This window comes from Enterococcus sp. DIV2467a, assembly GCF_050532945.1.
GTDB classification, from domain to species: domain Bacteria; phylum Bacillota; class Bacilli; order Lactobacillales; family Enterococcaceae; genus Enterococcus; species Enterococcus faecalis.
The window spans coordinates 2,583,130-2,608,373 of the sequence record NZ_CP172896.1 but is presented as its reverse complement, the minus strand read 5'-3'; the positions used below and the strand labels follow the sequence as shown (position 1 = coordinate 2,608,373).

Annotated in this window: 23 protein-coding genes, 1 pseudogene and 2 other annotated features (1 of these 26 running past the window's edge); of the genes and pseudogenes, 18 read left to right on the top strand and 6 right to left on the bottom strand. The window is 38.0% G+C overall.

Going from position 1 to position 25,244, the window contains the following annotated elements; all coding sequences use genetic code 11:
- Window positions 1-122, top strand: a binding site (T-box leader) (it extends 108 nt beyond the left edge of the window).
- A 60-nt stretch (window positions 123-182) separates the two neighbouring features.
- Window positions 183-1,309, top strand: a pseudogene (locus IGL80_RS12325) (5-methyltetrahydropteroyltriglutamate--homocysteine S-methyltransferase).
- Between the two features lie 50 nt (window positions 1,310-1,359).
- Here IGL80_RS12325 and IGL80_RS12320 read toward each other — a convergent pair.
- Entirely contained in the window at window positions 1,360-2,544 is a 1,185-nt protein-coding gene (locus tag IGL80_RS12320) for an AI-2E family transporter (RefSeq protein WP_002355262.1), read from the bottom strand.
- Between the two features lie 15 nt (window positions 2,545-2,559).
- A complete protein-coding gene (locus tag IGL80_RS12315; RefSeq protein WP_002381189.1) occupies window positions 2,560-3,075 on the bottom strand; it encodes an HdeD family acid-resistance protein in 516 nt (171 codons plus the stop codon).
- Window positions 3,076-3,267: 192 nt separating this feature from the next.
- Here IGL80_RS12315 and IGL80_RS12310 point away from each other — a divergent pair, with 192 nt between their 5' ends.
- The 6 genes from IGL80_RS12310 to IGL80_RS12285 all read left to right on the top strand — a co-directional run bounded on the left by IGL80_RS12310 (window position 3,268) and on the right by IGL80_RS12285 (window position 8,625).
- Complete coding sequence (locus tag IGL80_RS12310) at window positions 3,268-3,954, top strand: DUF969 domain-containing protein (RefSeq protein WP_002355265.1); 687 nt, start codon at window positions 3,268-3,270, stop codon at window positions 3,952-3,954.
- A complete protein-coding gene (locus IGL80_RS12305; RefSeq protein ID WP_002355267.1) occupies window positions 3,951-4,895 on the top strand; it encodes a DUF979 domain-containing protein in 945 nt (314 codons plus the stop codon). Before IGL80_RS12310 ends, IGL80_RS12305 begins: the two co-directional genes overlap by 4 nt.
- A gap of 15 nt (window positions 4,896-4,910) precedes the next feature.
- Complete coding sequence (pcp, locus tag IGL80_RS12300; protein ID WP_002355269.1) at window positions 4,911-5,552, top strand: pyroglutamyl-peptidase I; 642 nt, start codon at window positions 4,911-4,913, stop codon at window positions 5,550-5,552.
- 136 nt (window positions 5,553-5,688) lie between these two features.
- Window positions 5,689-5,864 (top strand) — a binding site (T-box leader).
- Between the two features lie 89 nt (window positions 5,865-5,953).
- Window positions 5,954-7,408 (top strand): Na+/H+ antiporter NhaC, encoded by a 1,455-nt coding sequence (gene nhaC, locus IGL80_RS12295; protein ID WP_002404636.1) that lies wholly within the window; start codon window positions 5,954-5,956, stop codon window positions 7,406-7,408.
- A gap of 142 nt (window positions 7,409-7,550) precedes the next feature.
- Window positions 7,551-7,985, top strand: coding sequence for a MarR family winged helix-turn-helix transcriptional regulator (locus IGL80_RS12290; protein WP_002370202.1), 435 nt, complete (start codon window positions 7,551-7,553; stop codon window positions 7,983-7,985).
- A gap of 4 nt (window positions 7,986-7,989) precedes the next feature.
- Window positions 7,990-8,625, top strand: a complete 636-nt coding sequence (locus IGL80_RS12285) for a nitroreductase family protein (RefSeq protein ID WP_002358386.1) — start codon at window positions 7,990-7,992, stop codon at window positions 8,623-8,625.
- Between the two features lie 42 nt (window positions 8,626-8,667).
- Here the strand turns inward: IGL80_RS12285 and IGL80_RS12280 are convergent, their stop codons facing one another.
- Window positions 8,668-9,501 carry a Cof-type HAD-IIB family hydrolase gene (locus tag IGL80_RS12280; protein ID WP_002358387.1) on the bottom strand — a complete coding sequence of 278 codons (834 nt, stop codon included), beginning with the start codon at window positions 9,499-9,501 and terminating at the stop codon, window positions 8,668-8,670.
- A 183-nt stretch (window positions 9,502-9,684) separates the two neighbouring features.
- On the opposite strand from IGL80_RS12280, the gene IGL80_RS12275 reads away from it, so the two are divergent.
- From IGL80_RS12275 to IGL80_RS12265, 3 genes are read left to right on the top strand one after another with little or no spacing between them, the layout of a single operon-like run.
- Window positions 9,685-11,433, top strand: a complete 1,749-nt coding sequence (locus tag IGL80_RS12275; protein WP_010708249.1) for a PTS transporter subunit EIIC — start codon at window positions 9,685-9,687, stop codon at window positions 11,431-11,433.
- Window positions 11,424-13,457, top strand: coding sequence for a BglG family transcription antiterminator (locus IGL80_RS12270; protein ID WP_085366518.1), 2,034 nt, complete (start codon window positions 11,424-11,426; stop codon window positions 13,455-13,457). Before IGL80_RS12275 ends, IGL80_RS12270 begins: the two co-directional genes overlap by 10 nt.
- A 10-nt stretch (window positions 13,458-13,467) precedes the next feature.
- On the top strand, window positions 13,468-13,902 hold the full coding sequence (locus IGL80_RS12265) for a PTS sugar transporter subunit IIA (RefSeq protein WP_002358391.1): 435 nt from the start codon (window positions 13,468-13,470) through the stop codon (window positions 13,900-13,902).
- Window positions 13,903-14,171: 269 nt separating this feature from the next.
- Here the strand turns inward: IGL80_RS12265 and IGL80_RS12260 are convergent, their stop codons facing one another.
- On the bottom strand, window positions 14,172-14,267 hold the full coding sequence (locus tag IGL80_RS12260) for a type I toxin-antitoxin system Fst family toxin (RefSeq protein WP_015543884.1): 96 nt from the start codon (window positions 14,265-14,267) through the stop codon (window positions 14,172-14,174).
- Between the two features lie 245 nt (window positions 14,268-14,512).
- On the opposite strand from IGL80_RS12260, the gene IGL80_RS12255 reads away from it, so the two are divergent.
- From IGL80_RS12255 to IGL80_RS12245, 3 genes are read left to right on the top strand one after another with little or no spacing between them, the layout of a single operon-like run.
- Window positions 14,513-16,285 (top strand): PTS mannitol-specific transporter subunit IIBC, encoded by a 1,773-nt coding sequence (locus tag IGL80_RS12255; protein ID WP_010784345.1) that lies wholly within the window; start codon window positions 14,513-14,515, stop codon window positions 16,283-16,285.
- Between the two features lie 14 nt (window positions 16,286-16,299).
- Window positions 16,300-16,737 (top strand): PTS sugar transporter subunit IIA, encoded by a 438-nt coding sequence (locus tag IGL80_RS12250; RefSeq protein WP_002355279.1) that lies wholly within the window; start codon window positions 16,300-16,302, stop codon window positions 16,735-16,737.
- A 14-nt stretch (window positions 16,738-16,751) separates the two neighbouring features.
- A complete protein-coding gene (locus IGL80_RS12245) occupies window positions 16,752-17,906 on the top strand; it encodes a mannitol-1-phosphate 5-dehydrogenase (RefSeq protein WP_002355280.1) in 1,155 nt (384 codons plus the stop codon).
- 67 nt (window positions 17,907-17,973) lie between these two features.
- On the opposite strand, the gene IGL80_RS12240 is transcribed toward IGL80_RS12245, so the two are convergent.
- A complete protein-coding gene (locus IGL80_RS12240; protein ID WP_002358395.1) occupies window positions 17,974-19,089 on the bottom strand; it encodes an NAD(P)/FAD-dependent oxidoreductase in 1,116 nt (371 codons plus the stop codon).
- 78 nt (window positions 19,090-19,167) lie between these two features.
- A complete protein-coding gene (locus IGL80_RS12235; protein WP_002358396.1) occupies window positions 19,168-19,806 on the bottom strand; it encodes an NAD(P)H-binding protein in 639 nt (212 codons plus the stop codon).
- Between the two features lie 320 nt (window positions 19,807-20,126).
- Here IGL80_RS12235 and IGL80_RS12230 point away from each other — a divergent pair, with 320 nt between their 5' ends.
- The 5 genes from IGL80_RS12230 to IGL80_RS12210 all read left to right on the top strand — a co-directional run bounded on the left by IGL80_RS12230 (window position 20,127) and on the right by IGL80_RS12210 (window position 25,221).
- Entirely contained in the window at window positions 20,127-21,305 is a 1,179-nt protein-coding gene (locus IGL80_RS12230) for an efflux RND transporter periplasmic adaptor subunit (protein ID WP_002358397.1), read from the top strand.
- A gap of 9 nt (window positions 21,306-21,314) precedes the next feature.
- Window positions 21,315-22,025 carry an ABC transporter ATP-binding protein gene (locus tag IGL80_RS12225; RefSeq protein WP_002397014.1) on the top strand — a complete coding sequence of 237 codons (711 nt, stop codon included), beginning with the start codon at window positions 21,315-21,317 and terminating at the stop codon, window positions 22,023-22,025.
- Complete coding sequence (locus tag IGL80_RS12220) at window positions 22,022-23,251, top strand: ABC transporter permease (protein WP_002358400.1); 1,230 nt, start codon at window positions 22,022-22,024, stop codon at window positions 23,249-23,251. The genes IGL80_RS12225 and IGL80_RS12220 overlap by 4 nt, the downstream gene beginning before the upstream one ends.
- A 131-nt stretch (window positions 23,252-23,382) precedes the next feature.
- Window positions 23,383-24,078, top strand: coding sequence for a YiiX/YebB-like N1pC/P60 family cysteine hydrolase (locus IGL80_RS12215; RefSeq protein ID WP_002358401.1), 696 nt, complete (start codon window positions 23,383-23,385; stop codon window positions 24,076-24,078).
- 183 nt (window positions 24,079-24,261) lie between these two features.
- On the top strand, window positions 24,262-25,221 hold the full coding sequence (locus IGL80_RS12210; protein WP_223302462.1) for a hypothetical protein: 960 nt from the start codon (window positions 24,262-24,264) through the stop codon (window positions 25,219-25,221).
- Window positions 25,222-25,244: the final 23 nt, after the last annotated feature.

Sequence of the window (25,244 nt, the reverse complement as noted above, 5' to 3'; positions counted from 1 at the left end):
TCGAAACGTAGGCAAAAACGTAATGTCTTTCGTTAACAAGACCGCTGATTATGATTGTCAGTTGAAGGGAAAGAGTCATCTTTCCGAAAAAAGGTGGTACCGCGATAATAATCGCCCTTTTACTAGTTACGGCTAGTAAAAGGGCGTTTTTTTATAAATAAAAATAGGAAAGAGTGAGGCAAATGAGTAGTCAGATTCCTTTTACAGTTGATCATGTGGGAAGTTTTTTACGTCCGGAAACAATTAAGAAAGCACGGAAAAAGGTCCAAGCAGGTGCTTTATCTCAAGCAGAGCTACGTCTTATTGAAGATGAAGAAATCAAAGCATTAGTAGCAAAACAAAAAGCTGGCGGCTTACGGGAATCACAGATGGTGAATTTCGTCGCGGTTTTTGGCATATTGATTTCTTAGAAGGATTAAATGGTGTGACAGGCTATATCCCAGAAACAGGGTATAACCAAACCTTTCATGGAAAAGCAGCTCCGGCCTATAATATCCGCGTAGTGGATAAAATATCTTTTCCTGCGCAACATCCATTTTTAGAGGACTTTTCATTTTTAAAAGAGGTGGTGGAAGTTGGTGATGGCACGGTAGCCAAAGCAACGATCCCTAGTCCGACCATGATTTTACGTCAAGAAATTTTATCCAACGACGGCACCTCGCGCATTCAAACAATTTATCCAGAGATTGGTGATTTTTATAAGGATTTAGCACAAACATATAAAGATGCAATTGCGGCCTTTTACGAGAGAGGTTGCCGTTATTTGCAATTTGATGATACAAATTGGGCGTTTCTAGCGGATCAGACAAAACAAGAAGAATTACGAGCAAAAGGAATACAGCCAGAAGAAATTGCACAAGTGTGTACCACGATTATTAATGAAGCCTTAGCTGGCAAGCCAGAAGATTTAACTGTAACCACACACATTTGCCGTGGGAACCATGCTTCGTCTTGGTTATTTTCAGGTGGTTATGAACCGATAGCAAAAGAATTATTTGCTACGAATTATGATGGTTTCTTCTTGGAATATGACTCAGATCGTGCAGGGGACTTTTCACCATTAAGACATTGGCAAAATAATGGCAGCAAAGTCGTTTTAGGTTTAGTTACTTCTAAGTTTCCTGAATTAGAAGAGACTGAACAAGTGAAAGCACGAATTGAAGAAGCTCAACAGTTTATTCCTTTAGAAAACTTAAGTATTAGTCCGCAATGTGGTTTTGCTTCGACAGAAGAAGGAAATCGTTTGATGGAGAAAGAACAATGGCGCAAAGTTCAATTACTTCAAGAAATTGCTAGAGAAGTATGGTAAAAAACTGGGACATAAGTCTAAACGGCTTATGTCCCAGTTTTTTCATTGTATTATTTTAAATATTGATCTTTAGTAAAATTTGTGTGTTCATACTCGCCGTTGTCACCATAAAAGCGGTTATAGCGTTGTTTGAATTTGCGGAATAAATAAATGACTGTCACTTTAACTAGGCAATACATTGGAATCCCAAAAATAACGCCCATTAAACCAAACAGTTCACCCATAACTAACAAGACAAGTAAAATAGTAATCGGATGGACTTTTAATTTATCGCCCATCACACGAGGAATAACAAAATCACCATGAATCAATTGGATGGCAAACCAGACGATAACAAATTTAACTACCATAAATGTGGAATCCTGAAAGGCAATAATCAATCCAGGAATAAAGGCAATAAATGGCCCGATATAAGGAATAATACATAAAATACCAGCAGCTAAAGCTAAAATGCTACCAAATTGTAAACCAATTAATAGAAAAGCTGGCCAATACATAATCCCTAAAACCAACGAAGCAATGACTTGACCTTTTAGATAATCGCCAATTTGAATGTTGGCAATTTGGCTATATTCATCAAAATCAGGACGAAAAGCTGGGGGAATGATGCCTTTTACAAAGCGATAAAACTTTTCTTTGTCTTTTAAAAGGAAAAAGGCGATGATAGGTCCTGTAAACAAGGTTAGGAAAGTAGAAGAAACTGCAGAAAAGACGCTTCCCAGACCTTGTGCGCCTGTTTGTAGGTAATCCCCTGCAAAGTCTTTAAAGGAGTTTGCAAGTTTGCCCCAGAGCTGATTAATCGACTCATTAGCAGATTCTAAATCTTTTGCAAAAGGTGTTTTAGCCATAAATTCTTGTACTGTTTGGAGCGTGCTTTTCCAAAAACTTGGGAATTGTTTGATTAATTCTTCCGTTTGGTCTTGGATAATTGGGAAAAGTTGCAGTCCAGCTAACACTAGTAATGCAATAATTAAGACATAGAGAATCGCAATCGCCCAAACACGGGGAATTTTTTTCTCAAGGCGTTTCACCATTGGATTAAGCAAATAAAATAGAATAATACCAAAAAGTACCGGGCCTAAGACGGCACTAAAAATAACAAAAATTGGTTTAAAGATAAATGAAACAGTGTTGAATAAAAAGATAGTTACAGCAATTAGACAAAGGATAGTTAATGTGTAAAGTAAATTTTTCCCACCTAAAAAGCGGATCCACTTGGTACTTTCTTTATCCATAAGTTGCTCCTTTCGTTAAGCTTTATTTCTAAAATGACCAATAATTTCAATGACACCCATGAAAATCAGGATAAATCCAAAGACTTGCATCAAAACTAAGAGACTTTTGAAGGGGTTGAAAACTAAAACAGCTCCAGCGATTAAAACCAGAATACTGTAGATAAGCGCACCTGTTTGACGAGTATTTAAAGCAAAAGTCAATTGAACGAGGCCGTTTATAACAATGCTAATCCCTAATAAAAATGGCAGAATCGAAACAATCACCGGTGCAAAAAATAAAAAGGCTACTGCTAAGACGACAAAGATTAAACCTGTTACGAAACCAAGCCCCCAGCTACCCGTTTGTTTTTTTATTTTGTAGTCATCATAAATATTAATTAACCCTAAAAGCATCAAATAACCAGCAATTAAATAACCGACGAACTGGAAGAAAGCACCGGGATTAAAGACAATGGCACTTCCGATAACGATAAAGACGGCGTCGCGCAATAGGGTATGGCGCCGAAAATTTTCTCTAAAAGTTTGGAACATAAAAATCCTCCTCAATGTTATTGTTTCTTTTATTCTAGCGGAAAAAAGAAAAAAGTGCGAGTGGTAGCTCTAAAAAGTGTTGGAAACTGTATCTTTAGAAAAAATAACATTAAAAATTAAAAAAGTCTTACAAATGAGCGAAAATTGGCATATAATGGAAAGTGAAATTTTATTTTAAGAAGGAGAGATTTGATGGATTTATTACCTTTATTAGGCGTATTGATCGTCATTGTCGGCTTCGCATTGAAATTTGATGCTATCTTGATTGTGATGGTTGCTTTAATAGTGACGGCTTTTACTGGCGGGCTTGGTTTGACATCGATGCTAGAAACACTAGGAACAACCTTTGTGAATAATCGAGGAATGGCTATCTTTATTATTATTATGTTAGCAACAGGAACTTTAGAAAGAAATGGCTTGAAAGAGTCAGCAGCTACGTTGATTAAACGATTCAAAAAGGTATCTGCTGGTGTGATTATTGACATTTATGGTGTTTTTCGGATTATCTTCGCCGCTTTTAACGTAAGTTTCGGTGGGGTAGCAGGTTTTGTGCGTCCGATTATTTTGCCAATGGCGTTAGGAACAATTGAATCAAAAAATTTACCAATGGTGCCAGAGTATGAAGAAGAACTAAAAGGGATGGCTTCAGCCATGGAAAATATCTGTTGGTTCTTTGGTCAAGTTCTGTTTGTTGGTGGGGCTGGGGCATTGCTTGTTCAATCAACATTGAAAGATTTAGGCTATGAAGTGACATTAGGTAAACTGGCTTTAGTGGAAGTACCAGTCGCCTTAGTTGCCTTAATTTCGGCAAGTATTTACTTTACTTTAAAAGAAAAAAGATTACGTAAAAAATATTATGGACAGGAGGGACTGAAATGAGTTTTTTCACAGATCCAAGTATTGATTTGAGTGCAAAGTTATTGGAAGTCCTTTACATTTTTATGGGGATTATCTTGTTATATACAAGTTTTCGTAGTTTTCGTGATAAAACCAATCAACATGCGTATGGGACTAGTTTATTCTGGGGAATTTTAGGAATCTTAATCGGTTTTGGTCGGTTTATTCCACCAGTTGCCTGTGGCGTACTTATTTTTGTGATGACAATTCCGGCAATTCTTCAAAAAGTGACAAAAGGAGAAAGTCGCTTACCTTCGAAAGAATACATGGAAAAAATGTCTCAAAAATTAGGAATGAAGATTTTTATTCCCGCACTAAGTATCGGGGTTTTTGCAATTCTTTTTGCCACATTGACTACTTTAGGAGCTTTAGTCGGTGTCGGTGTTGGTGTCTTTGTAGCGATTTTCATCATGATGTTCTTTTCTAAAAATAATACGCCGAAAGTATTTTTTGATGATGCGGCGGAAATGTTAGAAACAGTCGGTCCTCTTAGTACGTTGCCAATGCTATTAGCTTGTTTAGGTGCTGTTTTTACTAGCGCTGGTGTTGGTGAGATTATTTCAAAAGGGGTTAGTGCCGTAGTACCAGCAGGAAATGTCAATGTAGGGATTATTATTTATGCTGTGGGAATGGTTATTTTTACGGCTATCATGGGCAATGCCTTTGCAGCAATAACCGTGATGACAGTCGGAATTGGTGTGCCGTTTGTCTTTTCTTTAGGTGCAGATCCCGCATTAGTTGGGATGGTTGCCTTAACATGTGGTTTTTGTGGTACACTGTTAACACCGATGGCTGCGAACTTTAATATCGTACCTGTAGCCATGTTGGAAATGAAAGATAAGTACGGCGTCATTAAAAATCAATTGCCGATTGCACTTTTCATGTTAATTTTCCAAATTGTTTATATGATTCTATTCAAATAAGAAAGGATGATCGAAATGAAAGTTGTCGTTACTGGCTTTGATCCATTTGGAGGAGAAGCAATCAATCCTGCCTTTGAAGCAGTCAAAAAATTACCTGCTGAAATTGCAGGAGCTGAAATTATTAAAGTTGAGGTGCCAACTGTTTTTGGCACTAGTGGTGAAAAAGTGGCTGAAGCAATTGAAACCCATCAACCAGATATGGTGATTTGTGTTGGACAAGCAGGCGGCCGCCAAACAGTCACTGTTGAAAAAGTGGCGATTAATTTAGCGGAAGCGCGTATCCCGGATAATGCAGGACAACAACCAAGCGATGTGCCGTTGGTTGAAGATGGAGCAACAGCCTATTTTACAAATTTACCGATTAAAGCGATGGTAAAAAATTGTCATGACCATCAATTACCTGCAGCGATTTCTTATACAGCAGGAACCTTTGTATGTAATGATATTATGTATCACTTACTACACTTAATTAACACTAAATATCCAACTATTCGTGGCGGATTTATTCATGTTCCGTTCCTACCAGAACAAACAATTGATAAACCAACGTTTGCTTCTATGTCATTAGAAGCAATCACAGATTCTTTGTTCTATATGATTGAAGCAGCAGTAAAAACGCAAGAAGATATTCAACTACAAGGTGGCACAACCCATTAATTAACAGGCGCTTTCGTGAGAACGGAGGCGCTTTTCTATTTTTACAAAAAGAAAAAGTAATTTTTGTTGGCGTGTGAAAAAATTTTTTATACTATTTTCGTTGACAAGTCGGTTTCTTCTTGGTATATTGAGATTCATAAATTATTAGCCCAGTAGGAAATAGATGTTTTGTTCAGAAAGTCGATGGTTGCTGCGAATCGATCAAGTCTATTTGTGAATTACACTAATAAGTAGTAACAATTACATAATACATAAGCGAGAAGCAAGTAAGCTTCTAATTAAGGTGGTACCGCGGAGAGATTCGTCCTTATTCTTTAAGGATGAATCTCTCTTTTTATGTAGCTTTAGGAGGCGTTTTCAATGAGTTGTGGAGGGGTTATTCGTTATCATAAGATCCTTTAATGTCAGAGTATTCAGAAAAAAGATTAGAGGAGAGTAACGAAATGAAAGAAAAACAGAAAAAGAAGACCGTGAGTGTTCGAGAAGCAAGTATCGTATTATTAATTATTGTGGCAGCTATTGCAACAGGAGTAATTGGCTTAAAGATATCGCCAAATATTACTATTTTGTTTGTGATTGCATTGATTTTAGGCTACGCAATGTTTCGTAAAGTACCATTTGATCAAATGCATAAAGGGATTGTTGATGGCTTGAAGCCAGGAATTATTCCAATTTTTATTTTCATTTTAGTGGGGGCATTGATTGCCGTTTGGATTCAAGCAGGAATTATTCCAACGATTATGGTTTTTGGTTTTAAAATGATTAGTGTTAAATGGTTTGTGCCGTCAGTTTTTATTGTCTGTGCGATTGTCGGCAGTGCAGTAGGTAGTGCTTTTACAGTGATGTCAACAATTGGAATTGCCTTTTTCGGTATTGGCAGTACCTTAGGGTTAAATCCTGCTTTAGTTGTGGGGGCGATTGTTTCTGGTTCAGTTTTTGGTGATAAAATGTCACCTTTATCAGAATCAACAAACTTAGCCGCAGCGATTGTTGAAGCGGATTTGTTTAAACATATAAAAAACTTGATGTGGTCGACTGTACCAGCATTTATCGTCTCTTTAATCTTGTTTATGATTTTAGGACAAACGTACGCGAATACTAGTCTGACAGAAGTAGTTCAAGTTATTCAAGTATTGGAAGACCACTTTACCATTTCCATTTGGTCATTGTTACCATTAGCCTTAATGTTAATCTGTGCCTGGCGCAAAATTCCAGCGATTATCACGATTTTGTTGAACATTATTGTGGCAGTAATTATGATTATTATTCAAAATCCGAAAGTATCGTTGCAGGCATTAGGAAACACGTTGGAAAATGGGTTTGTTTCTCAAACGGGGAACGCACAAATTGATCAATTATTAAGTCGTGGCGGGATTATGAGTATGATGCCGACTGTGGCACTTATTATTCTAACGTTGTCTCTAGGTGGCTTATTAATGGAATTAGGATTGATTTCTGCGGTCATGGAAGTTGTTTCCCAGAAAATGAGCAGTACACCGAAATTGATTTTATCAACGTTATTAACAGGAATTGGCGTAAATATTTTTATTGGTGAACAATTCCTATCGGTTATTTTACCAGGGAATGCCTTTAAAGAAGTTTACAAAAAAGAAGGTTTGGATCCGACTGTTTTAGGCAGAACCTTGGAGGATGGTGGGACGGTTATTAACTACCTCATTCCTTGGGGGATTGCAGGTAGCTTCGTAGCGGGGACCTTTGGCGTACCAACGTTGACTTACTTACCATTTGTTTTCTTTAGCTTATTATCGCCTGTCTTCTCAATGGTCAGTGCATTTACTGGTTTAGGAATTAAGCGGTTATCAGCAGAACCTGTTACCGAAAAACAGATTGATTAAAATAGAACAGTTGATGGGGAATACTGTAGTTTCTCCCTGTCAATTGTTCTATTTTTCTTGTAAAAAAGGTTGCATTTTTAGAAAGAAACAGTTATAGTTGACTAGTCAATTGTTGACGAGTCATCTTTTTGAGGAGGAAACTATGTCGTTATCATTACGGGAAGTCAGCCAATTATTATGTCAGTTAAAGGTATTAGATCAAAAAATTACCAAAGTTTTTGAAGAGCAAGTTGGCTTGAGTTTGACTCGTTATGAGTTGCTGATGATTTTAAAAGAACGTCAGCCGTGTCTTCAAACGGAGATTCAAGAACACTTAAAAATCGATAGTGGTGCGGTCACTCGCCATTTGAAAATTTTAGAAGAGAAACAGTATGTGACACGACAGCGAAATCCAGAAAATAATCGGGAAGTGCTAGTGCATTTAACAGAAAAAGCACAACAAGAACTACAGCAATGTACAGCCAAGCAACAAATGGTAACAGAAATTATTCCCAGTACATTTACAAAGGACGACTGTCGCCAATTAAAAGAACTTTTGACAAAACTAGATCAAAGCATTACAACGAAAGAGGTATGATAGAATGACAACATATACAACGAATGATTTTTCAGAGATTGTTTTTGGCCGCAAATCGGTTCGGGTGTACGATGAAACCCATAAAATTTCTCATGAAGAAATGTTAACAATGATTCAAGAAGCGACCACTGCCCCTTCTTCTGTTAACATGCAGCCATGGCGTTTTGTCGTAGTGGAAAGTGAAGCAGGCAAAGAAAAATTAAAACCCTTAATTCGCTTTAATACGCGTCAAAATGAAACATCTTCTGCAATGCTCTTAATTTTTGGTGATCTAAACTGCCATGAGCGAGGAGAGGAAATTTACAATCAAGCCTATGCTAGTGGTAAAATGCCTAAGGAAGTGCGGGACCAACAATTAGCAGCCATTATTCCCCATTATGAAAGTTTAAGCAGAGAACAAATGAATGACATCGTAAAAATTGATGCGAGTTTAGCAGCTATGCAATTTATGTTAGTGGCCCGAGCTCACGGATATGAAACAAATCCAATCGGTGGTTTTGAAGCGGAAAAATTAGCCGAAACATTTGGTTTAGATCAAGAGCGCTATGTCCCAGTAATGATTTTATCTGTGGGTAAGGGCATGGAAACTGGCTATGAATCTGTTCGTTTAGCACCAGAAAAAATCACGACATTTGAATAGGCAATAAAAAATGACGGCGTACGCTTGCATCAACCAACATTCTTAAAGAAAGTTGGCTAATGCAACAGCGATGCCGTCATTGTCGTTGGATAAAGTGACTTCCGTTGCGATGCTTTTAAGCTCGTCAACGGCGTTTTCCATAGCAATCCCCGTGCCGGCCCATTCCAACATTGTATAATCGTTGTGACCATCACCAAAAGCAATTACTTCTTCAGCAGTTATGCCTAACTGTAGGGTTAGTTTTTCTAAAGAACGCGCTTTATCAATATTTTTAGCGGTAAATTCAAAATAGAAAGGAGCGGAAAAAGCAGCGGTGACGGTTTCTTTGAAAGGCGCGTAGATAGCCTCATGATATTTTTGTAAATAGGCGGGTTCACCAGCAATTAAAATTTTGTTCAAGGGAAAGTTTAGTCTGGCGGCTAAATCACGCCACTCACATAATTGAAAGTTGCCGCCCCGTGATTCATATTCAATAATATTAAAATCACCAGTCTCTAAATGTAAGGTGTTATGAAAAACATCATTGACATACATAAATGTTTCATCATTAATCATTGGAATTACGTCAAATTGTTTCAAATGTTCTAAAATTTGTTGACTCAATGATTTTGAAATTGTCTGGTTAAATAGTTGTTGCTGACTGCCATGATGGGTGACACAAGCGCCGTTATAGGAAAGTAAGTGTCCATTATAATGAGCCATCTCCAATTCATCTGCTAAGGGCCGCATACCGTTAGTCGGGCGGCCAGAAGCCAAAATCAGTGAGAGGCCTTGTTTTTGTGCAGCTACTAATGCTTGTCGCGTTTTTGGTGAAATCTTTTTTTCTGAAGTTAACAAGGTACCATCAATATCCATTACAATTGCTTTGATTGCCATAATTGGCCTCCAATCCGAAGAGTTTCTTTCTTTTAGTATAAAAGTTTTTTCTATTAATGTAAACGGATTCTCTTGTGAGGTGTATAAAAGAATTATTTTACAAAAATCTATACTATTTTTTTGTGAAATTTCATATAATAGAAGTATTCTAATTATCTACATAGAGAGCGAGGGACAAGGAATATGAAGGAAAAAGAAATGCATTCGCTCTTTTTTAAACATAAGTTTGTGAAAGTAACTCCCTATTTACGTCGTTTTGGTCATCGTTTGAGTGGGATGATTATGCCAAATTTGAGTATTTTTATTGCGTGGAGCTTATTGTCTTTGGTGGCTGGCTATACGACTGGAAATCTACGGCTAGCTCTTTCTGAAGTCGAAACGATAATGATTCGAGTTGTTTTACCGATTCTAATTGGTTTTACAGGCGGAAAAATGTTCGAGGAACAACGTGGCGGCGTAGTTGCTGCTATTGCGACAGTGGGCGTGATTGTTTCCACAGATGTTCCACAGTTGTTTGGTGCTATGTTTATTGGTCCTTTAGCAGGATATATTTTCGCCAAAATTGAACAAATTCTCTTACCGAAAGTTAAAGAAGGCTATGAGATGCTGACTAAAAACTTTTTAGCAGGAATTGTGGGAGGACTGCTGTGCTGTTTTGGTATTCTGGTTGTAGCTCCGGCTGTTGAAAGCGCTAGTTTTTGGCTGTATCAATTTTCTTCTTGGTTAATTGAAGCCAATCTTTTACCATTGGTTCACGTTTTCTTAGAGCCCTTAAAAGTGTTATTTTTTAATAATGCGATTAACCATGGCTTATTAACGCCTCTAGGTTTAGAAGGTGCTAGTCAAACAGGTCAGTCCATTTTATTTCTATTGGAAACAAACCCTGGACCAGGCGTGGGCGTTTTGGTTGCTTTTCTGCTGTTTGGGCCTGTAGGACAACGAAAAACAGCAGGAGGTGCCACCATGATTCAACTGATTGGGGGCATTCATGAAATTTATTTTCCGTTTGTTTTGATGGACCCGCGCTTATTTTTAGCAGTAATTGCTGGAGGAATGAGTGGTACGCTTGTTTTTCAAATATTTAATGTGGGTCTAAGTGCTCCAGCTTCGCCAGGTTCATTGGTTGCGATTTTAGCCAATGCCCCGACTGAGGCTAGGCTGGCGGTTTTTAGCGGAATTTTTGTTAGCTTTCTGTGCTCTTTTGCAATAGCAAGCTTGTTATTAAAACGTCAACGAGGAATTGAATCAGTTTCAATGATAAAGATGAAGGAGAAGGAGGAAGATCAAGTGGAAACAGTCACACCTAACTATCAGCAAATTTTATTTGTTTGTGATGCAGGAATGGGCTCAAGTGCCATGGGGGCTAGTTTGCTAAGCCGACAATTAAAAGCTGTGAACTTGGAGATGCCTGTGACTTACCAGTCCGTTCATCAGATGAAGTGGCAGCCTAAGACATTAGTGGTCATTCAAGCAGAATTGAAACAGTTAGCACAAAAGTACGTCCCAGAAAAGGATATGGTGAGTGTTCAAAATTTTTTAGAAATTAAATCCTATTACCCGCAAGTTTTAGCCAAACTGACTGCTTCTTCTCAAGAGCAATCTTCACTTGGTTCAGAGTCTACTGAAACGAACCCGACCAAACAAATACAGAAGCTTGTTTTTTTATATGCCGAGAATGTTCGAGGATCGCAAACAATGGGAATGGAATTATTGCGGCAACAAGCGGCGAAACAAGGAGTCGCGATTGAAGTATCTAAAGAACCACTGGAAACAGTCTTTTTTACCAAGGAGACAACCTACGTAGTGACTCGTGAACTGGCGCAAGCCTATCATTTAGATCTAACGCAACAAAATTTATACGTAGTTACTAGTTTTTTGAATAAGAAAGAGTATCAAGAATGGCTGGAAGGAGGAGCTGATAGATGTTTTTAACGACAAGAGAAACTGTTCTATTAACGGAATTAGTGAATAGTCCCACCCCCGTTTCAGTAAACCGCATGATGAATTTGTTAAAGGTTAGCCGCCGGACGGTATATCGTGAATTAGAAAATTTAGAAACCTCGCTAGCATCGATGGGCGCGACGTTGGAAAAAGTAGCTCGTGGGCGCTTTTCGATTCAAGCAGATGAAGCAGCGATGACGGAAATTCAGGCTGCTATTTTAGGAGAAGAGACACAGGAACTTTCTACTTTGGCGCGGCAACATGCGATTTTATTGACATTACTTCAAACAAAAGAGCCAGTCTCTATGCATTATTTTCTGGAAACGTATTGTATTAGTAATACGACTTTTTATGCCGATATTAAACAATTAGAAACACGGATTGCTCGTATTCCGTTGACGATTTCTCGGAATCAAGGCTATGAAGTGACTGGTTCTGAAAAATATCGCCGTCTTCTAATGGCGAATATTCTAAGTATGGAAATTAATGAGTACCAATTTTTTCATTTTACCGAATTAACAACAAACGACCATTTTTTCTTTCAGTTTATTCATGCAGAACATTTAGCATTTGCACAAAAAATTGTTCAGACAGAAGTAGAAACTTTATTTCCAGCATTAAGTGATCGCAAATTACAACATTTGATTTTAATGTTAACAATTGCGATGGATCGGGTCACTGCAGGTTTTTATTTAGCTGATGAGACCTATACTGGGCAGATGAATAAGGCCTTTCTAAATTGTTCTAAACGACTTTTTTCAAAAGTCGCTGCTGAAACGAAACAACTATACGCTGTCAGTGAGATTGTTTTTTTTGCTAGCTTATTAAGTGATTTTTCTAATTCTTTTGATGAAGATTTTTTTGATGAACATTTTGACACTCAGCTGGCTTATGCAGTGAAACAACTGATTGAAGCAGTAAGTCAAGAAACGGAAGTTAATTTTTTCGAAGATACCAATTTGTATAAAATGTTGTTGACGCATTTATCAGGTGTTTTTTCGCGGGCGGTTTTACAAGAAGAAGATTTAACGAATCCCATTTTAGAACGGATCATGAATCAATATCAAGAAATAGCTGCGGCTTTACGCCAAGCGTTGCCGCAAATTTTTCCGCAAAAGAATCTATCGGAAGAGGAGATTGCCTACATGGTACTTCATTTTGCCAATTCTTTAGAGCGGAGTCCCAAAATTATGGAAGTTGATATTGCTGGTTTTTCTCCTAGCGGTTTGGCTTCGACAAGTATGCTGGAAATGCGATTACGGCGCTACTTTCCTTTTATCAACCAGATTCATTTTTTTCGGATTGCGGATTTAGGTAAGGTGAATGTTGAGGAAAACTATGACTTAGTGATTTCCACTTCGTTATTACCAGGATACAATGGTAAATATAAATTGATCTCACCGTTACTTTTAGACGATGAAATCCGCCAATTGAAAGAAGAGTTTAAGCGGATTAGTCACGAAAAACGCTCGCTTAGGAAAGCGCCTGTGAAAAAAATAGGTGGCGAAGAAAGCTACGAAACAGTGGTCGCTTTCATGGAAGAAATTAGTAAACTATTAGAAACATTTTTCATAGCAGATTTAAATAATCAAGCGGATTTAGCAGAAACCGTTCAACAAGCTCTCGCGCAACTTTCCGCAGATTTAATCACCGATAGTGCAAACGTCTGTCAGCAATTGATGAAACGTTACGAGCAAGCGCCTATTGGGATTCCTCAGACGGAAATGGCCTTATTCCATACCTCAAGTACAGCAGTGACACAGCCTGTTTTTTGTATTTTTAATCTGGCCCAGCCACTTATGATTGAAGGGATGGATAAAAAGCCGATGCAGTTACAACGTATGTTACTCATGCTAGCGCCGATGCCGATTGATGAAACAATCGGGAAAATTTTAGGAAAAATCAGTGGTGCGATTATTATGAATGATTTAAATACAGAAATTTTTCATTCAGGAAATGAAGCCATTGTTTATCAGTTGCTTTCGTCATTATTAATTGAAGAAATGAAAGGCTAGGTGTTGAGAGATGTTTGAAATTACAGCGGAGCAAATAATGTTGAATCAATCGTATGCTAGTTGGGAGGAAGCACTTGCAGCTTCTGGTGAATTACTGCTAAAAAATCAGTTGGTCACGCCTGACTATGTCAAAGCAATGTATCAACGTCAACAAAAAGTCAGTGTGTATATCGGTAACTTCGTGGCATTGCCTCATGCGGAAGGACAAGATGAACAAGTTTTAAAAGAAGGGATTTGCTTTATTCAAGTGCCTGATGGGGTCAACTTTGGTACGGAAGCAGATCGAAAAATAGCTACTTTGTTATTTGTCGTTGCTCTAAAAAGTCAACGGCAACTAAGCATGCTTCAAGAATTAGCTTTTTTCTGTTCAGATCTCGAAAACATTCAGCGGCTCAGTGATTGTCGAACAATAGATGAAGCGCAAAAAATTCTGGCTCAAGCCTAAAGTTACGTCTGAAAAAAATTGGTAGTAAAAAATCAATTCATTCTGAAATGTTCAATAATTATTGAAATAATTTTATAATAAAAATTAAAATATTTTTATTTAAGAGATTAAACAAAAAAGATAAGAAGATTCCTTGACAAAAAATAGGCCCTATGATAAATTTAAAGTAACTTGTGACAAAGTCGTGCATGGATGCACTAAAAAGACACCCTATTGTGGTAGGGTGTCTTTTTTTGCTGTTTAGACAGCAGCGGTTGGAAGCAACTTGTTTATTCCTCGTTCTGTTTTTCCAACCAAATGGTTACAAGTTTCAGGACAATCCCGACAAAAATCGGCACAAGAATTTTTGTGACAATCTCGTACATGTGATGCACCTCCTTTCGAGGCAAGTCGCCAATTTGAGTATAGCATAAAAAGTTGTTCATTTATTATTGAAATTATTAGAAATGGAATAAGCACGTGTTTTTTGGTTTTCGTAACTAGAGAACACGTGCTTTTTTCTTTCAACTTTTGGCACAATGGTTTGTGCCAAAGTACGACTTTTTCCAGATTAGGAAAGCGGATACAATTTAGTCAACAAGAAAAGTTACTTGAGAGAAGGGGAATAAAAATGGAACAAGTACCAGAAAAAAATAAAGTATCAATTAAAGCAAAAGTCCAAAGACTTGGCAGTACCTTATCTAGCATGGTGATGCCCAATATCGGGGCGTTGATTGCGTGGGGCGTTTTGACAGCGCTATTTATCCCAGATGGATATCTGCCAAATAAAGCCTTTGCCACGATGGTTGGCCCAATGTTGACCTATTTAATTCCATTATTAATTGGCTACACTGGTGGGAAAGTAATTGCAGGTGATCGCGGTGCCGTAGTTGGCGCAATTGCGACAATGGGCGTGATTGTGGGAACCGATATTCCGATGATGCTAGGTGCCATGATTATGGGTCCACTTGGTGGCTTTACAATTAAGAAATTTGATCAGTATTTCCAACATCGGATTAAAGCTGGTTTTGAAATGTTAGTAAACAATTTTTCAGCTGGATTAATTGGTTTTGCGTTAGCTTTACTTGGTTTTTCAGCGATTGGCCCAATTGTCGATGCGCTGACTGCTGCAATGGCACGTGGTGTGGAAATCATTTTAAATGCTCATTTGATTCCATTAACGAGTATTTTTATTGAACCGGCAAAAGTGCTCTTTTTAAACAATGCGATTAATCATGGCATTTTAACACCCTTAGGGACAGAACAAGTCTTATCGGCTGGCAAATCAATTCTTTTCCTATTAGAAGCAAACCCTGGTCCTGGGTTAGGTGTCTTATTAGCATTTATGTTTTTTGGAAAAGGTGCGGCAAAATCTTCTGCGCCGGGAGCAATAATTATTCATTTCCTTGGTGGTATCCACGAAATTTACTTCCCATATGTAATGATGAAACCGTTATTATTCTTATCGGTTATTGCAGGTGGTGCGACAGGTAGTTTGGTTTTCCAAACGTTAGATGCTGGTTTACGTGCGCCCGCTTCACCAGGCTCCATTATAGCTATTTTAGCGATGACACCAATGGGTTCTTACTTACCAGTTATTTTAGGTGTTTTGGCAGCAACTGCTGTTTCCTTTGCAGTATCCGCAGTCATTTTAAAAGCAGATGCGAAAGAAGAAAGTGATGAATTTGCCCAAAAAGTGAAAGAAACCCAAGCTGCTAAAGCAGCATCAAAAGGATTAACTGTCACAAATGGTAGTGCTTCATTGTCAGGAATTCAACAAATTATTTTTGCTTGTGATGCTGGGATGGGCTCTAGTGCAATGGGTGCGTCTATCTTACGGAAAAAGGTCCAAGAGGCTGGTTTAGTACAAACTGTGACGAATCGGGCCATTAATAATTTGACCGATGAGGGAAATACATTGATTGTCACACAAGCGGAATTGCAAGAACGGGCCAAACAGAAAGCACCTAATGCAACCTTTGTAGCAGTTGAAAATTTCTTGAACTCACCACGTTATGATGAAATTGTGGCTGAACTATCAGGTACCAAAGAAAAAAACGACGCACAACCAACAGTCTCCAAAGCAACACCTGCTTCTGAAATTGAGGGAGATTTAGCAAATGTCAATGAGATTCTTTTGGTTCACGATGATCGTGTCGGGTCAGCAACGATGGGAATGAAAGTCTTAGAAGAAATTTTAGATAAAGAGAAAATTTCAATGCCGATTCGAAAAATTAATATTAATGAATTAACTCAACAAACACAGGCTTTAATTGTCACAAAAGCTGAACTAACGGAACAAGCCCGTAAAAAAGCACCGAAAGCGACACACTTATCAGTAAAAAGTATGGTTAATTCCCAAAAATATGAAACAGTGGTTTCGCTCTTAAAAGAAAGTGCCTAGAGAGGAAGAAAACAATGGAAAATCTTACGAATATTTCAATTGAATTAAATCAACAGTTTAATACAAAAGAAGAAGCTATTCGCTTTTGCGGCGAAAAACTAGTCGAGGCAGGCTGTGTTGAGCCCGCTTATATTGAAGCAATGATTGAAAGAGACCAATTGCTATCTGTTTATATGGGGAATTTTATTGCCATTCCTCATGGAACAGAAGAAGCCAAAAAATTAGTGAAAAAATCAGGAATCTGTGTAGTGCAAGTCCCAGAAGGCGTTAATTTTGGCACCGAAGAAGATGAAAAAATTGCTACCGTATTATTTGGGATTGCCGGAGTCGGTGAAGAACATTTGCAATTAGTCCAACAAATTGCACTTTATTGTAGTGATATGGATAACGTGGTGCAACTTGCCGACGCATTAAGTAAAGAAGAAATAACAGAAAATTTAGCCATTGCTTAAAGGAGAGAATAAGAATGAACGCAGTACATTTTGGAGCAGGAAATATTGGACGCGGCTTTATCGGCGAAATTTTAGCTAAAAACGGGTTTCATATTACGTTTGTGGATGTTAATGAAACCATCATTCAAGCGTTAAAAGAACGTAAAAGTTATACAATTGAATTGGCCGATGCCTCACATCAACAAATTAACGTTGAAAATGTGACCGGGTTAAATAACATGACAGAACCAGAAAAAGTAGTAGAAGCAATTGCGGAAGCCGATTTAGTCACGACGGCGATTGGTCCCAATATTTTACCAAGAATTGCTGAATTAATTGCTCAAGGAATTGATGCACGTGCCGAAGCAAATTGTCAAAAGCCGCTGGATATTATCGCTTGTGAAAATATGATTGGTGGTTCAACCTTTTTAGCAGAAGAAGTGGCCAAATATTTGAAAAACCCAGCTTATGCTGAACAATGGATTGGTTTTCCTGATGCGGCGGTTGATCGGATTGTTCCATTACAAAAACATGAAGATCCACTTTTTGTTCAAGTTGAGCCTTTTTGTGAATGGGTCATTGATGATACCAACCGAAAAGCCAAAGAGATTCAGTTAGAAGGCGTTCATTACGTTGCTGATTTAGAGCCGTATATTGAACGAAAATTATTTAGTGTAAACACTGGCCATGCTACAGTTGCCTATACAGGGGCGTTGTTAGGCTATCAAACCATTGACGAAGCGATGCAGGACGCCTTAGTAGTAGCACAACTCAAATCAGTTTTGCAGGAAACCGGTAAACTTTTAGTGGCCAAATGGAATTTTGATGAACAAGAACATGCAGCCTATATTGAAAAAATTATTCAACGTTTCCAAAATAAATATATTTCAGATGCTATTACACGTGTAGCACGGACACCAATCAGAAAATTAGGTGCGCAAGAACGGTTTATTCGACCAATCCGTGAATTACAGGAACGCAATCTAGTGTCGCCGCATTTATTAGCAATGATTGGTATTGTTTTTAATTATCATGATCCAGAAGATGAACAAAGCCGTCAATTACAGGAAATGCTTGACCAAGAAAGCGTTGATACAGTGATCGCTGAAGTAACGGGCATTGAAGATCCAGAAACGGTTAAAAATATTAAACAAAACGTAGAACGCTATGCGCGACCACAAGTAGCATAATAACAAAATCCTTCTACCAAGATACTTCACATTTCTTAATTAAAGGGAAAAAACAACCGCTCGCTGATTAAAGTGAGGGGTTGTTTTTAACATATTGACTAAGTGGTTTTTGATAAAGCTCTCCTTTGAAGACACCTGTATTGAAGTATTCAGCTAATTGGTAACCAATGAATGGGCCAGTAGTGAGTCCTGATGAACCAAGTCCGCTAGCAACCACAAGGTGGGGCATTTCTGGCAAAGGGCCAAAAAACGGAGCGAAATCGGATGTATAAGCACGTGTACCGACGCGGTAATGCATGGGTTGCTTAAAAAGCTGCTCTGTTTCTTTTAGAAATGGCGCAGTCCCAGAAGTTAGTTGTTGAAAAGCGCTAGCAGTCTCTTTTAAATCCCAGGCTTGTTCATTTTCGTGGGTGGCACCTAATAAAATTTTTCCTTGATTAAAAGGAATTAAATCGGCTTCGCCATCTAACATAGCAACAGGCCATTGCTGACTGTTTGTAAAAGGGGTCTCGAAAACTAATAATTGTCCTTTTTGGGGACGAATGTCCACAGATAAATTTAAAGTAGCTAGTAATTCCTTTAAATGAGGACCAGGTGTTAAAGCGAGAAAATCAACGCTCTTTTTTTCTGAATTTGTGACAATTTCCCACCCTTGATTCAGTTGTCGAAAGTGCGCCCGTTGTGAACAAAAAGTGACCCCTTTGGCTTCGGCGCGTTTCTGAAGATGGTTTAGATAAGCTGGTCCATCTAGGCGACCGCCGCCAGAAATAAAAAGTGAGGGAGTTTCCTTAAGTAGCGGTAAGAACTTCGCTGTTTGAACCGCTGACAACATCGTGATTTCTCCAATTTCAGGTGCAGTTTGCTTACGCTCTTCTGCCAAATGGGCTAAGTCTGCCAAAGCGGCTGCCGGGCGCAAAATGACTGTCCCTGATTGACGATAAATATCCTCCGTCAGCTGAAAATCTTTGACTAGCTTTGGAAATAGGGCAGCGCCCTCTCGCGCTAATTGGTACCATTTCTTATTCCGACGTTTGGATAGCCAAGGGGAAATAATCCCGGCGCTCGCTTTAGTCGCTTGGCCGAGCCCTTCATCATAAACGGTAATGTCAAATTTTTGTGGATCTAAATAATTAGCTAACGTCATTCCGATAATGCCGCCGCCAATAATGGCAATTTTTTTCATGCTTCTTCTCTCCTTCGAACAGTTGTATTGTAACACAAAAAAACCGCCTCTAGACAGAGACGATTGGGAGATAACTTGTTAACGGGTCCTTCTGTGTGTGTAAATAGAATTGCCGCCTTCTAAAACGTGAACAATTTCTTGTGCCATTTCTGCCACAGGCACAGGATCATAGCCAATAAATAAGTTCTTTAAAAAGGGGATTTTCTTAAAAAAATAAATACATTTACTAAAAAGTATGGTGCCGGTACGTTCTTGACCTACAAGTAAACTAGGATAAAAAATCACTGCTTCGGCGACTTCTTGGTGGATTAGTTCCTCCGCTGCCAATTTGGCATCCATATATTTTCTCAAAGGGAAAGGAACAGTATTGGCTGAAATAAATAAAAACTTAGCTGGCTTTTTTTGTTGTGCTAAAAAAGAGCTGATTTTTTTCACTGGCGTCAGAATTAGCCGTTGATAGGTTTTCTTTTTTCGTGGATTTTCAAATAAAATACCTACTGTATCAATGACCCAGTCAGCACGCTGGACTTGTTCTTGCCAATTCGTGTCACGAGTAACATCGGAGCATACCCACTGCACTTGGTGGCTCCAAGATGCGGAGAGCGTGGCAGGCTTTCCATGACGTGAAACACTGATGACTTGATGTTGGCGTTGGACTAAAATTTTCGCGATTTGTTGACCTAAAAAACCGCTACCGCCAAAAATAATGACTTTCATGGCAAGCCCTCACTTTCAATTGTTTCTTCTAGTGTACCTTAAATAAAAAAAGAAGCAAAAAATCTCGATTGCGCATAGTTTAGTTATAAATAACATAAAAATAACCTTTTTAGATTGTTGAAATACAAAGACCCAACAATGGTTATTTATTGTCGTGAAATAAATAAAAAAATGAACAAAAATGAAATAAATCAGACTAAAGGCCTAGAGAAATGCCCTTGTTTCTTGAATTCAAGCATGGTTAAATAGTTATAAGTGAACGACCGAGCAATTTAGTTTGTTGGGGAAAATAGACAGAATGAGGAGATGAAACGAAGAAAATGAAGAAGAAAACGATAATTATATTGGGGGCAGTTGCTGTAATTGCGGTTGGGGGCATCGTAACTGTGAATGCGTTAAATAAAAATGCACAACAAGTAGCTGTCAAGCAAGCGCCTAAAGATGACTGGGGAATTGACTATTTTGATGTTCCTGACTTGCAACAAATTTATATTAACGGTGTCATCCAACCGGAACAAATGGAAGCCTTTGCGCGCGATCAAAAAATAACAAAGGATCCAGAGATTAAGGTGAAAAACGGCGATGTCGTAGATGCAGGCACAGAATTATTTACTTATGAAGATGAGGCGGTCACAAAAGAAATTGAGGCACAACAAAATAGCTTAGCCAAATTAGAAACGAAGCGGGCGAATATCTATAATAAGTGGAATCGGGCCATTGATAAATTTAATAAAACTAAAGAAGAAGACCGCACGATATCTGGTGATGATTTAAATGAACAATATCAAACAGAAGTCGATGCGGTAGATGAAGAGATTACCTTTACCAATGAAACCTTAGCGGATTTAGGAGCGAAGCAATATATTTCCACAAAGGCTAATTTCAAAGGTCGCGTATCAATTCCAGAAGTAAAAGATGCCAATTCACCGATTTTACGGTTAACTTCAGAAGATCTTTATTTAGCTGGAAAAGTGAATGAAAAGGACTTGACTAAAATTAGTGTTGGGCAAAAAGCTAAACTAACTTCTGTTTCCAACGATGTGGTTGTGGATGGCTCAATTTCTTACATCGATGATAATCCTCCTGAAGGCAACAGCGATGCCGCGAGTGGCAATCCAGAGGGCGGCACGACGATGTCTAGTTATAGCGTCAAAATTGCGTTGGCCAATTTAGACAAAGTTAAAAATGGCTACCATATGCAAGCAACCATTGATTTAGGCGATTTAGGGGCGATTGAGTTACCGAAAAAAGCGATTCAAAAAGAGGGTGAACAGGCCTACGTTTTAGTGAATGATTTTGGAACCATCATTCGTCGTGATGTCCAAGTCGGGCAAGAAAATGGCGACAAAATGGCGATTGAATCTGGCTTAGAATCAGCCGACCGAGTGGTTATTTCTTCAAAAAAACCAGTAAAAGTCGGTGATATTGTGGAATCAGATGCAGCGATTGCTTCTGATGAATCAGCAACCAACGAATCAATGACTGATGCGTCGAAATAGGAGGGCTTGATGGTGGAAGCAAACAATACAAATCAACCCCTCATTGAATTGCGGGGCATTAACAAGTTCTATCCAGTAGGTAAGGAAAAACTACATGTTTTAAAAGAATTGAACTTGACTATCCATCAAGGAGAGTTCATTTTAATCATGGGGAAGTCCGGTAGCGGTAAGACAACGCTGATGAACATTATTGGTTTCTTGGATCGCTTAACAGACGGAAGTTATCATTTCTCAGGAACAGATGTTTCAAAATTGTCTGAAAATAAAAAATCAGCCTTTCGCAATGAATATCTAGGGTTTATTTTTCAACAATTTTTCTTGATTAATTCCTTAAATGTTAGTCAAAATGTTCAATTGCCCTGTGTTTATGAAGGAAAAAAAAGCCGCGCTGAGAAAAAAGCGATTGCTGAAAAATACCTAAAAATTGTCGGTTTGGAAACAAAAGCCAAATCAAAAGTTACTGAACTTTCTGGAGGACAGCAACAAAGAGTAGCCATTGCTCGTTCCTTGGTGAATGATCCATTATTGATTATGGCTGATGAACCGACTGGGGCATTGGATAGTGAAACGGGTACAGAAATCATGGAATTATTGAAAGAATTGAATGAACAAGGCAAAACAATTGTCATGGTGACACATGATGAAGATATGAAAAAATATGCCTCACGAGTGATTCATATGAAAGATGGTCGCTTTTTGGAAGAAGAGGTGATTAGATGATTGCTAATTTATTTGTTAGTACTTTTTTAAGCTTAAAGGCACATAAGTTGCGGGTATTTTTAACGATGGTCGGGATTATTATTGGGATTACATCAGTCGTAACGATTTCTGCGCTAGGTGAAGGGATGAAGCGTCAAGTTGTGAAGGCATCCAGTGCAGTGAACGCGGATGTTTTGAAGATTCATTATACAATGTCGGATGGTAGCAGTGACAATTTTATGTCCTATGAAGAGCCAGATTATACGTTTAGCCGAGTGGACTTGAAAAAATTACAAGACATTCAAGGAATTGAAAGTATTTATCCTCAATATGGTGAATCAATGATGGGGGGCGGAGACAATTTGTTTGTACCAATGGATTATTTTGGGGCGCAGGCGAATTTATCCATTACGTCGGCTAAAGGGCAGAATGATATTTTATATGGTCGTGATTTTCAACCGAGCGATGCAAATACAGATGCGATTGTCTTAAATCATGATATCTTTGAAGCGCAAATTCGGCTTGATGATCCTAGCCAACTCATTGGAAAAGCTGTTTCAATTGGTGGTTATATGTACAAGGTGATTGGTATTTTAGCACCAAAAGATTTAGATAGTTTGGGTATGAATGATGATTGGGCAACTGCTATGAGCAGTTTTGTTTCTCGAGAATCATACAATAAATTAGCGAAAACAAAAGCAATTAGTGGCATCAATATTAAGGTTCGTGAGGGAGCGGACCGGGAAGCAATTTTAGGACAGGCAATCACCATTTTAAGTGAAAATCATCCTGAAGTGAAAGGAACGTTTAAAGAAAATGACCAAGACCAACAACTCCAACAACAAATGGAAGAAATGGTCACGGGTATGACGATGTTTCTGATGGCAATTACTGCAATCTCCCTATTAGTCGGGGGAATTGGCGTCATGAACATCATGTATGTGTCTGTCACGGAACGGAAACGAGAAATCGGGATTCGTCGGGCCATTGGTGCTAAACCACGAGTCATTTTATTCCAATTTTTAATGGAAGCAGCGTTTATCACATTGATTGGTGGTTTGATTGGTGTCGGCTGCGGCTACTTATTGGCAACTGTGGTCGGTGGGTATATTTCGATTACGCCAATTATTACGCCGTCCATCTTTGCCATTTCAACATTGGTTTCGGTCTTCACAGGTATCTTTTTCGGAATTATTCCAGCAATTGGTGCCTCGAGGATGGATCCGATTAAAGCGATTTATAATTAAAAAGATATATTTTTGGTTTTTTCTAAACAGTTCAAATAATCTGAAATTAGATTGTTTGTTAAAAAAGAATGTGGTATGCTTTTATTGTGACTGTAGTCATAATAAAAGCATATTGTTTGCTTAGGAGGAAAGTGAATGAAAAAAAGATTGGTATGTTATTGGTATGTTGTGTAGGATTACCTGTTGTTGCGAATGGAGAAGAAAATTTTGATATCCAAAATATGGAAGCGGTTTCTATTGAGTATACACCAGAGCAACAACAAATATTAGAGCAATTGAAAGAAAAGGAACAAGAGTATCTAGAATATGGGGAAAATGCTCCTATTGAAGCGGATGTGAAAAGTAGACAAAGAGCTAGAATTGGTTCTTGGAGTTGGCGGGATGGTGTTATTTGCGTAACAGATGCTGGCTCTAGTTTATTAGTTACAAATTCATGGCACGCGGCAATTGTTGCACCTCAAAAAAATTATGTAGTTGCTGAAGCAGAAGGTGTTGGAAAAAAAGTTAGGTTAGCTAAAGGTGATTGGGGAAGTAGGTTTTCAAGGAATAGAGTTTGGCAAGTAGGGGTTAAGAAAACTAGCGTTGCACAGGATTGGAATGCTGGTTATTGGGCTGGTAGACAAGTAGGAAAGCCTTATAATTTGAATTTTTGGAATATTAAGCAAACTAAAAGTTTCTATTGTTCACAGTTAGTTTGGGCAGCTTATTATTATACTGCTGGTGTCGATTTGGATAAAACAGATAATAATATCGGTTCATCTTGGGCAGTGCATCCAGGTGAGTTTATCAACAATTCACAAACAGCTATCACGTATAGGAATAAATAAATGTTTCAAAGTAAAAGAAGGTGTTTAATGATAGCTGGTGTTTTTCTGATTATAATAAGTAGCATAGGAATAAAACTTTTTTTATTTTCGTTCAATCGACAAAATTTTTCAATAATAAAAGCAACCGATTTATATATAGTAACGAGTAAACGAATCATCAGCTTGCGAAAAGAGAATCAACGATTGGAAAAATTAGAGGAACAAAAGATACAAACGTTGGATGCTGCGTTACCAGATTTTTCAAAGGCGGAGTTTTCTGGACAAAGGCTGATTTTTTCTAATGGTTATTCCAAAAGTTCTACGCAAAGACAAGGAATTGTTTCGATGGATTTTAAGAAAGGTGGTATTCATTTAAATAAAACACCTTATTATGCATATACAGGGAGCGGTTTCACTCTTAATTACTATTACACTTTTCAGGCAACAACAGAGGACGGTGGGTTATATTCTTTTGATACTGAAGGGAATCCAGTTAGTTCATACGTGTTTAATGAATCTACAACACCAGTTACGCAATTTTCAGGAACACAAAATAAGCTATATGTCGTCGCTAGTCAGGAAGCCAAGGAAAAACAACTTTATGAGAATACGTTGTTCATTTTTAAAGAAGGAGAAAATTTGACATTAACAGACGAAATATTTTTAGATACAAACCCAGAGTATGTTTATGGTTTTACTTCTTCTGTGATTGTAAATAATCAAATTTACTTGCCGATAACGGCTCATAGAAACCGAGTAAGTTATGAAAATGTGCCAGATAATCGAATTATGCAAATGGGTTTAGATGCTAAAAATCAACGTTTTATTCAATTGACAGAGAATTTTCCTAACCTAATTTACAAAAGTAGAACGTCCGAATATTTGATTATTGATCACGAGCCAAATGCATTAGGGAAAGTGGGGCTGTCAATTGTTAATCTTGCCACGGAAGAAAGTTATTTTTTAAATATTAATGGACAGTTAAAGACGGAAGAATTAGAAGAATCTATGATTTATAGTGTAAATACAACGAAAGATAATCAGTTGTTGGTTTTAGCTGGTCAGACGCTTCTCAGATATGATTTGGTGACAGGAAATTTGCTTTCGGAAACAAAAGTTCTTGAAAAAGAAGAACAAGGTATTTATATTTGGGTTAATCATTGAAAAAGAAGGACCGCCTGATAAGT

What these genes read in the sequence shown, in the direction of transcription:
- IGL80_RS12235 (WP_002358396.1), bottom strand. Translation starts at nt 19,806, where the DNA reads ATGAAAGTCATTATTTTTGGCGGTAGCGGTTTTTTAGGTCAACAAATC.
- IGL80_RS12320 (WP_002355262.1), bottom strand. Translation starts at nt 2,544, where the DNA reads ATGGATAAAGAAAGTACCAAGTGGATCCGCTTTTTAGGTGGGAAAAAT.
- IGL80_RS12225 (WP_002397014.1), top strand. Translation starts at nt 21,315, where the DNA reads ATGGTGGAAGCAAACAATACAAATCAACCCCTCATTGAATTGCGGGGC.
- IGL80_RS12255 (WP_010784345.1), top strand. Translation starts at nt 14,513, where the DNA reads ATGGAACAAGTACCAGAAAAAAATAAAGTATCAATTAAAGCAAAAGTC.
- IGL80_RS12315 (WP_002381189.1), bottom strand. Translation starts at nt 3,075, where the DNA reads ATGTTCCAAACTTTTAGAGAAAATTTTCGGCGCCATACCCTATTGCGC.
- IGL80_RS12270 (WP_085366518.1), top strand. Translation starts at nt 11,424, where the DNA reads ATGTTTTTAACGACAAGAGAAACTGTTCTATTAACGGAATTAGTGAAT.
- IGL80_RS12265 (WP_002358391.1), top strand. Translation starts at nt 13,468, where the DNA reads ATGTTTGAAATTACAGCGGAGCAAATAATGTTGAATCAATCGTATGCT.
- IGL80_RS12290 (WP_002370202.1), top strand. Translation starts at nt 7,551, where the DNA reads ATGTCGTTATCATTACGGGAAGTCAGCCAATTATTATGTCAGTTAAAG.
- nhaC (WP_002404636.1), top strand. Translation starts at nt 5,954, where the DNA reads ATGTCAGAGTATTCAGAAAAAAGATTAGAGGAGAGTAACGAAATGAAA.
- IGL80_RS12275 (WP_010708249.1), top strand. Translation starts at nt 9,685, where the DNA reads ATGAAGGAAAAAGAAATGCATTCGCTCTTTTTTAAACATAAGTTTGTG.
- IGL80_RS12285 (WP_002358386.1), top strand. Translation starts at nt 7,990, where the DNA reads ATGACAACATATACAACGAATGATTTTTCAGAGATTGTTTTTGGCCGC.
- pcp (WP_002355269.1), top strand. Translation starts at nt 4,911, where the DNA reads ATGAAAGTTGTCGTTACTGGCTTTGATCCATTTGGAGGAGAAGCAATC.
- IGL80_RS12220 (WP_002358400.1), top strand. Translation starts at nt 22,022, where the DNA reads ATGATTGCTAATTTATTTGTTAGTACTTTTTTAAGCTTAAAGGCACAT.
- IGL80_RS12305 (WP_002355267.1), top strand. Translation starts at nt 3,951, where the DNA reads ATGAGTTTTTTCACAGATCCAAGTATTGATTTGAGTGCAAAGTTATTG.
- IGL80_RS12240 (WP_002358395.1), bottom strand. Translation starts at nt 19,089, where the DNA reads ATGAAAAAAATTGCCATTATTGGCGGCGGCATTATCGGAATGACGTTA.
- IGL80_RS12230 (WP_002358397.1), top strand. Translation starts at nt 20,127, where the DNA reads ATGAAGAAGAAAACGATAATTATATTGGGGGCAGTTGCTGTAATTGCG.
- IGL80_RS12245 (WP_002355280.1), top strand. Translation starts at nt 16,752, where the DNA reads ATGAACGCAGTACATTTTGGAGCAGGAAATATTGGACGCGGCTTTATC.
- IGL80_RS12310 (WP_002355265.1), top strand. Translation starts at nt 3,268, where the DNA reads ATGGATTTATTACCTTTATTAGGCGTATTGATCGTCATTGTCGGCTTC.
- IGL80_RS12250 (WP_002355279.1), top strand. Translation starts at nt 16,300, where the DNA reads ATGGAAAATCTTACGAATATTTCAATTGAATTAAATCAACAGTTTAAT.
- IGL80_RS12280 (WP_002358387.1), bottom strand. Translation starts at nt 9,501, where the DNA reads ATGGCAATCAAAGCAATTGTAATGGATATTGATGGTACCTTGTTAACT.
- IGL80_RS12260 (WP_015543884.1), bottom strand. Translation starts at nt 14,267, where the DNA reads ATGTACGAGATTGTCACAAAAATTCTTGTGCCGATTTTTGTCGGGATT.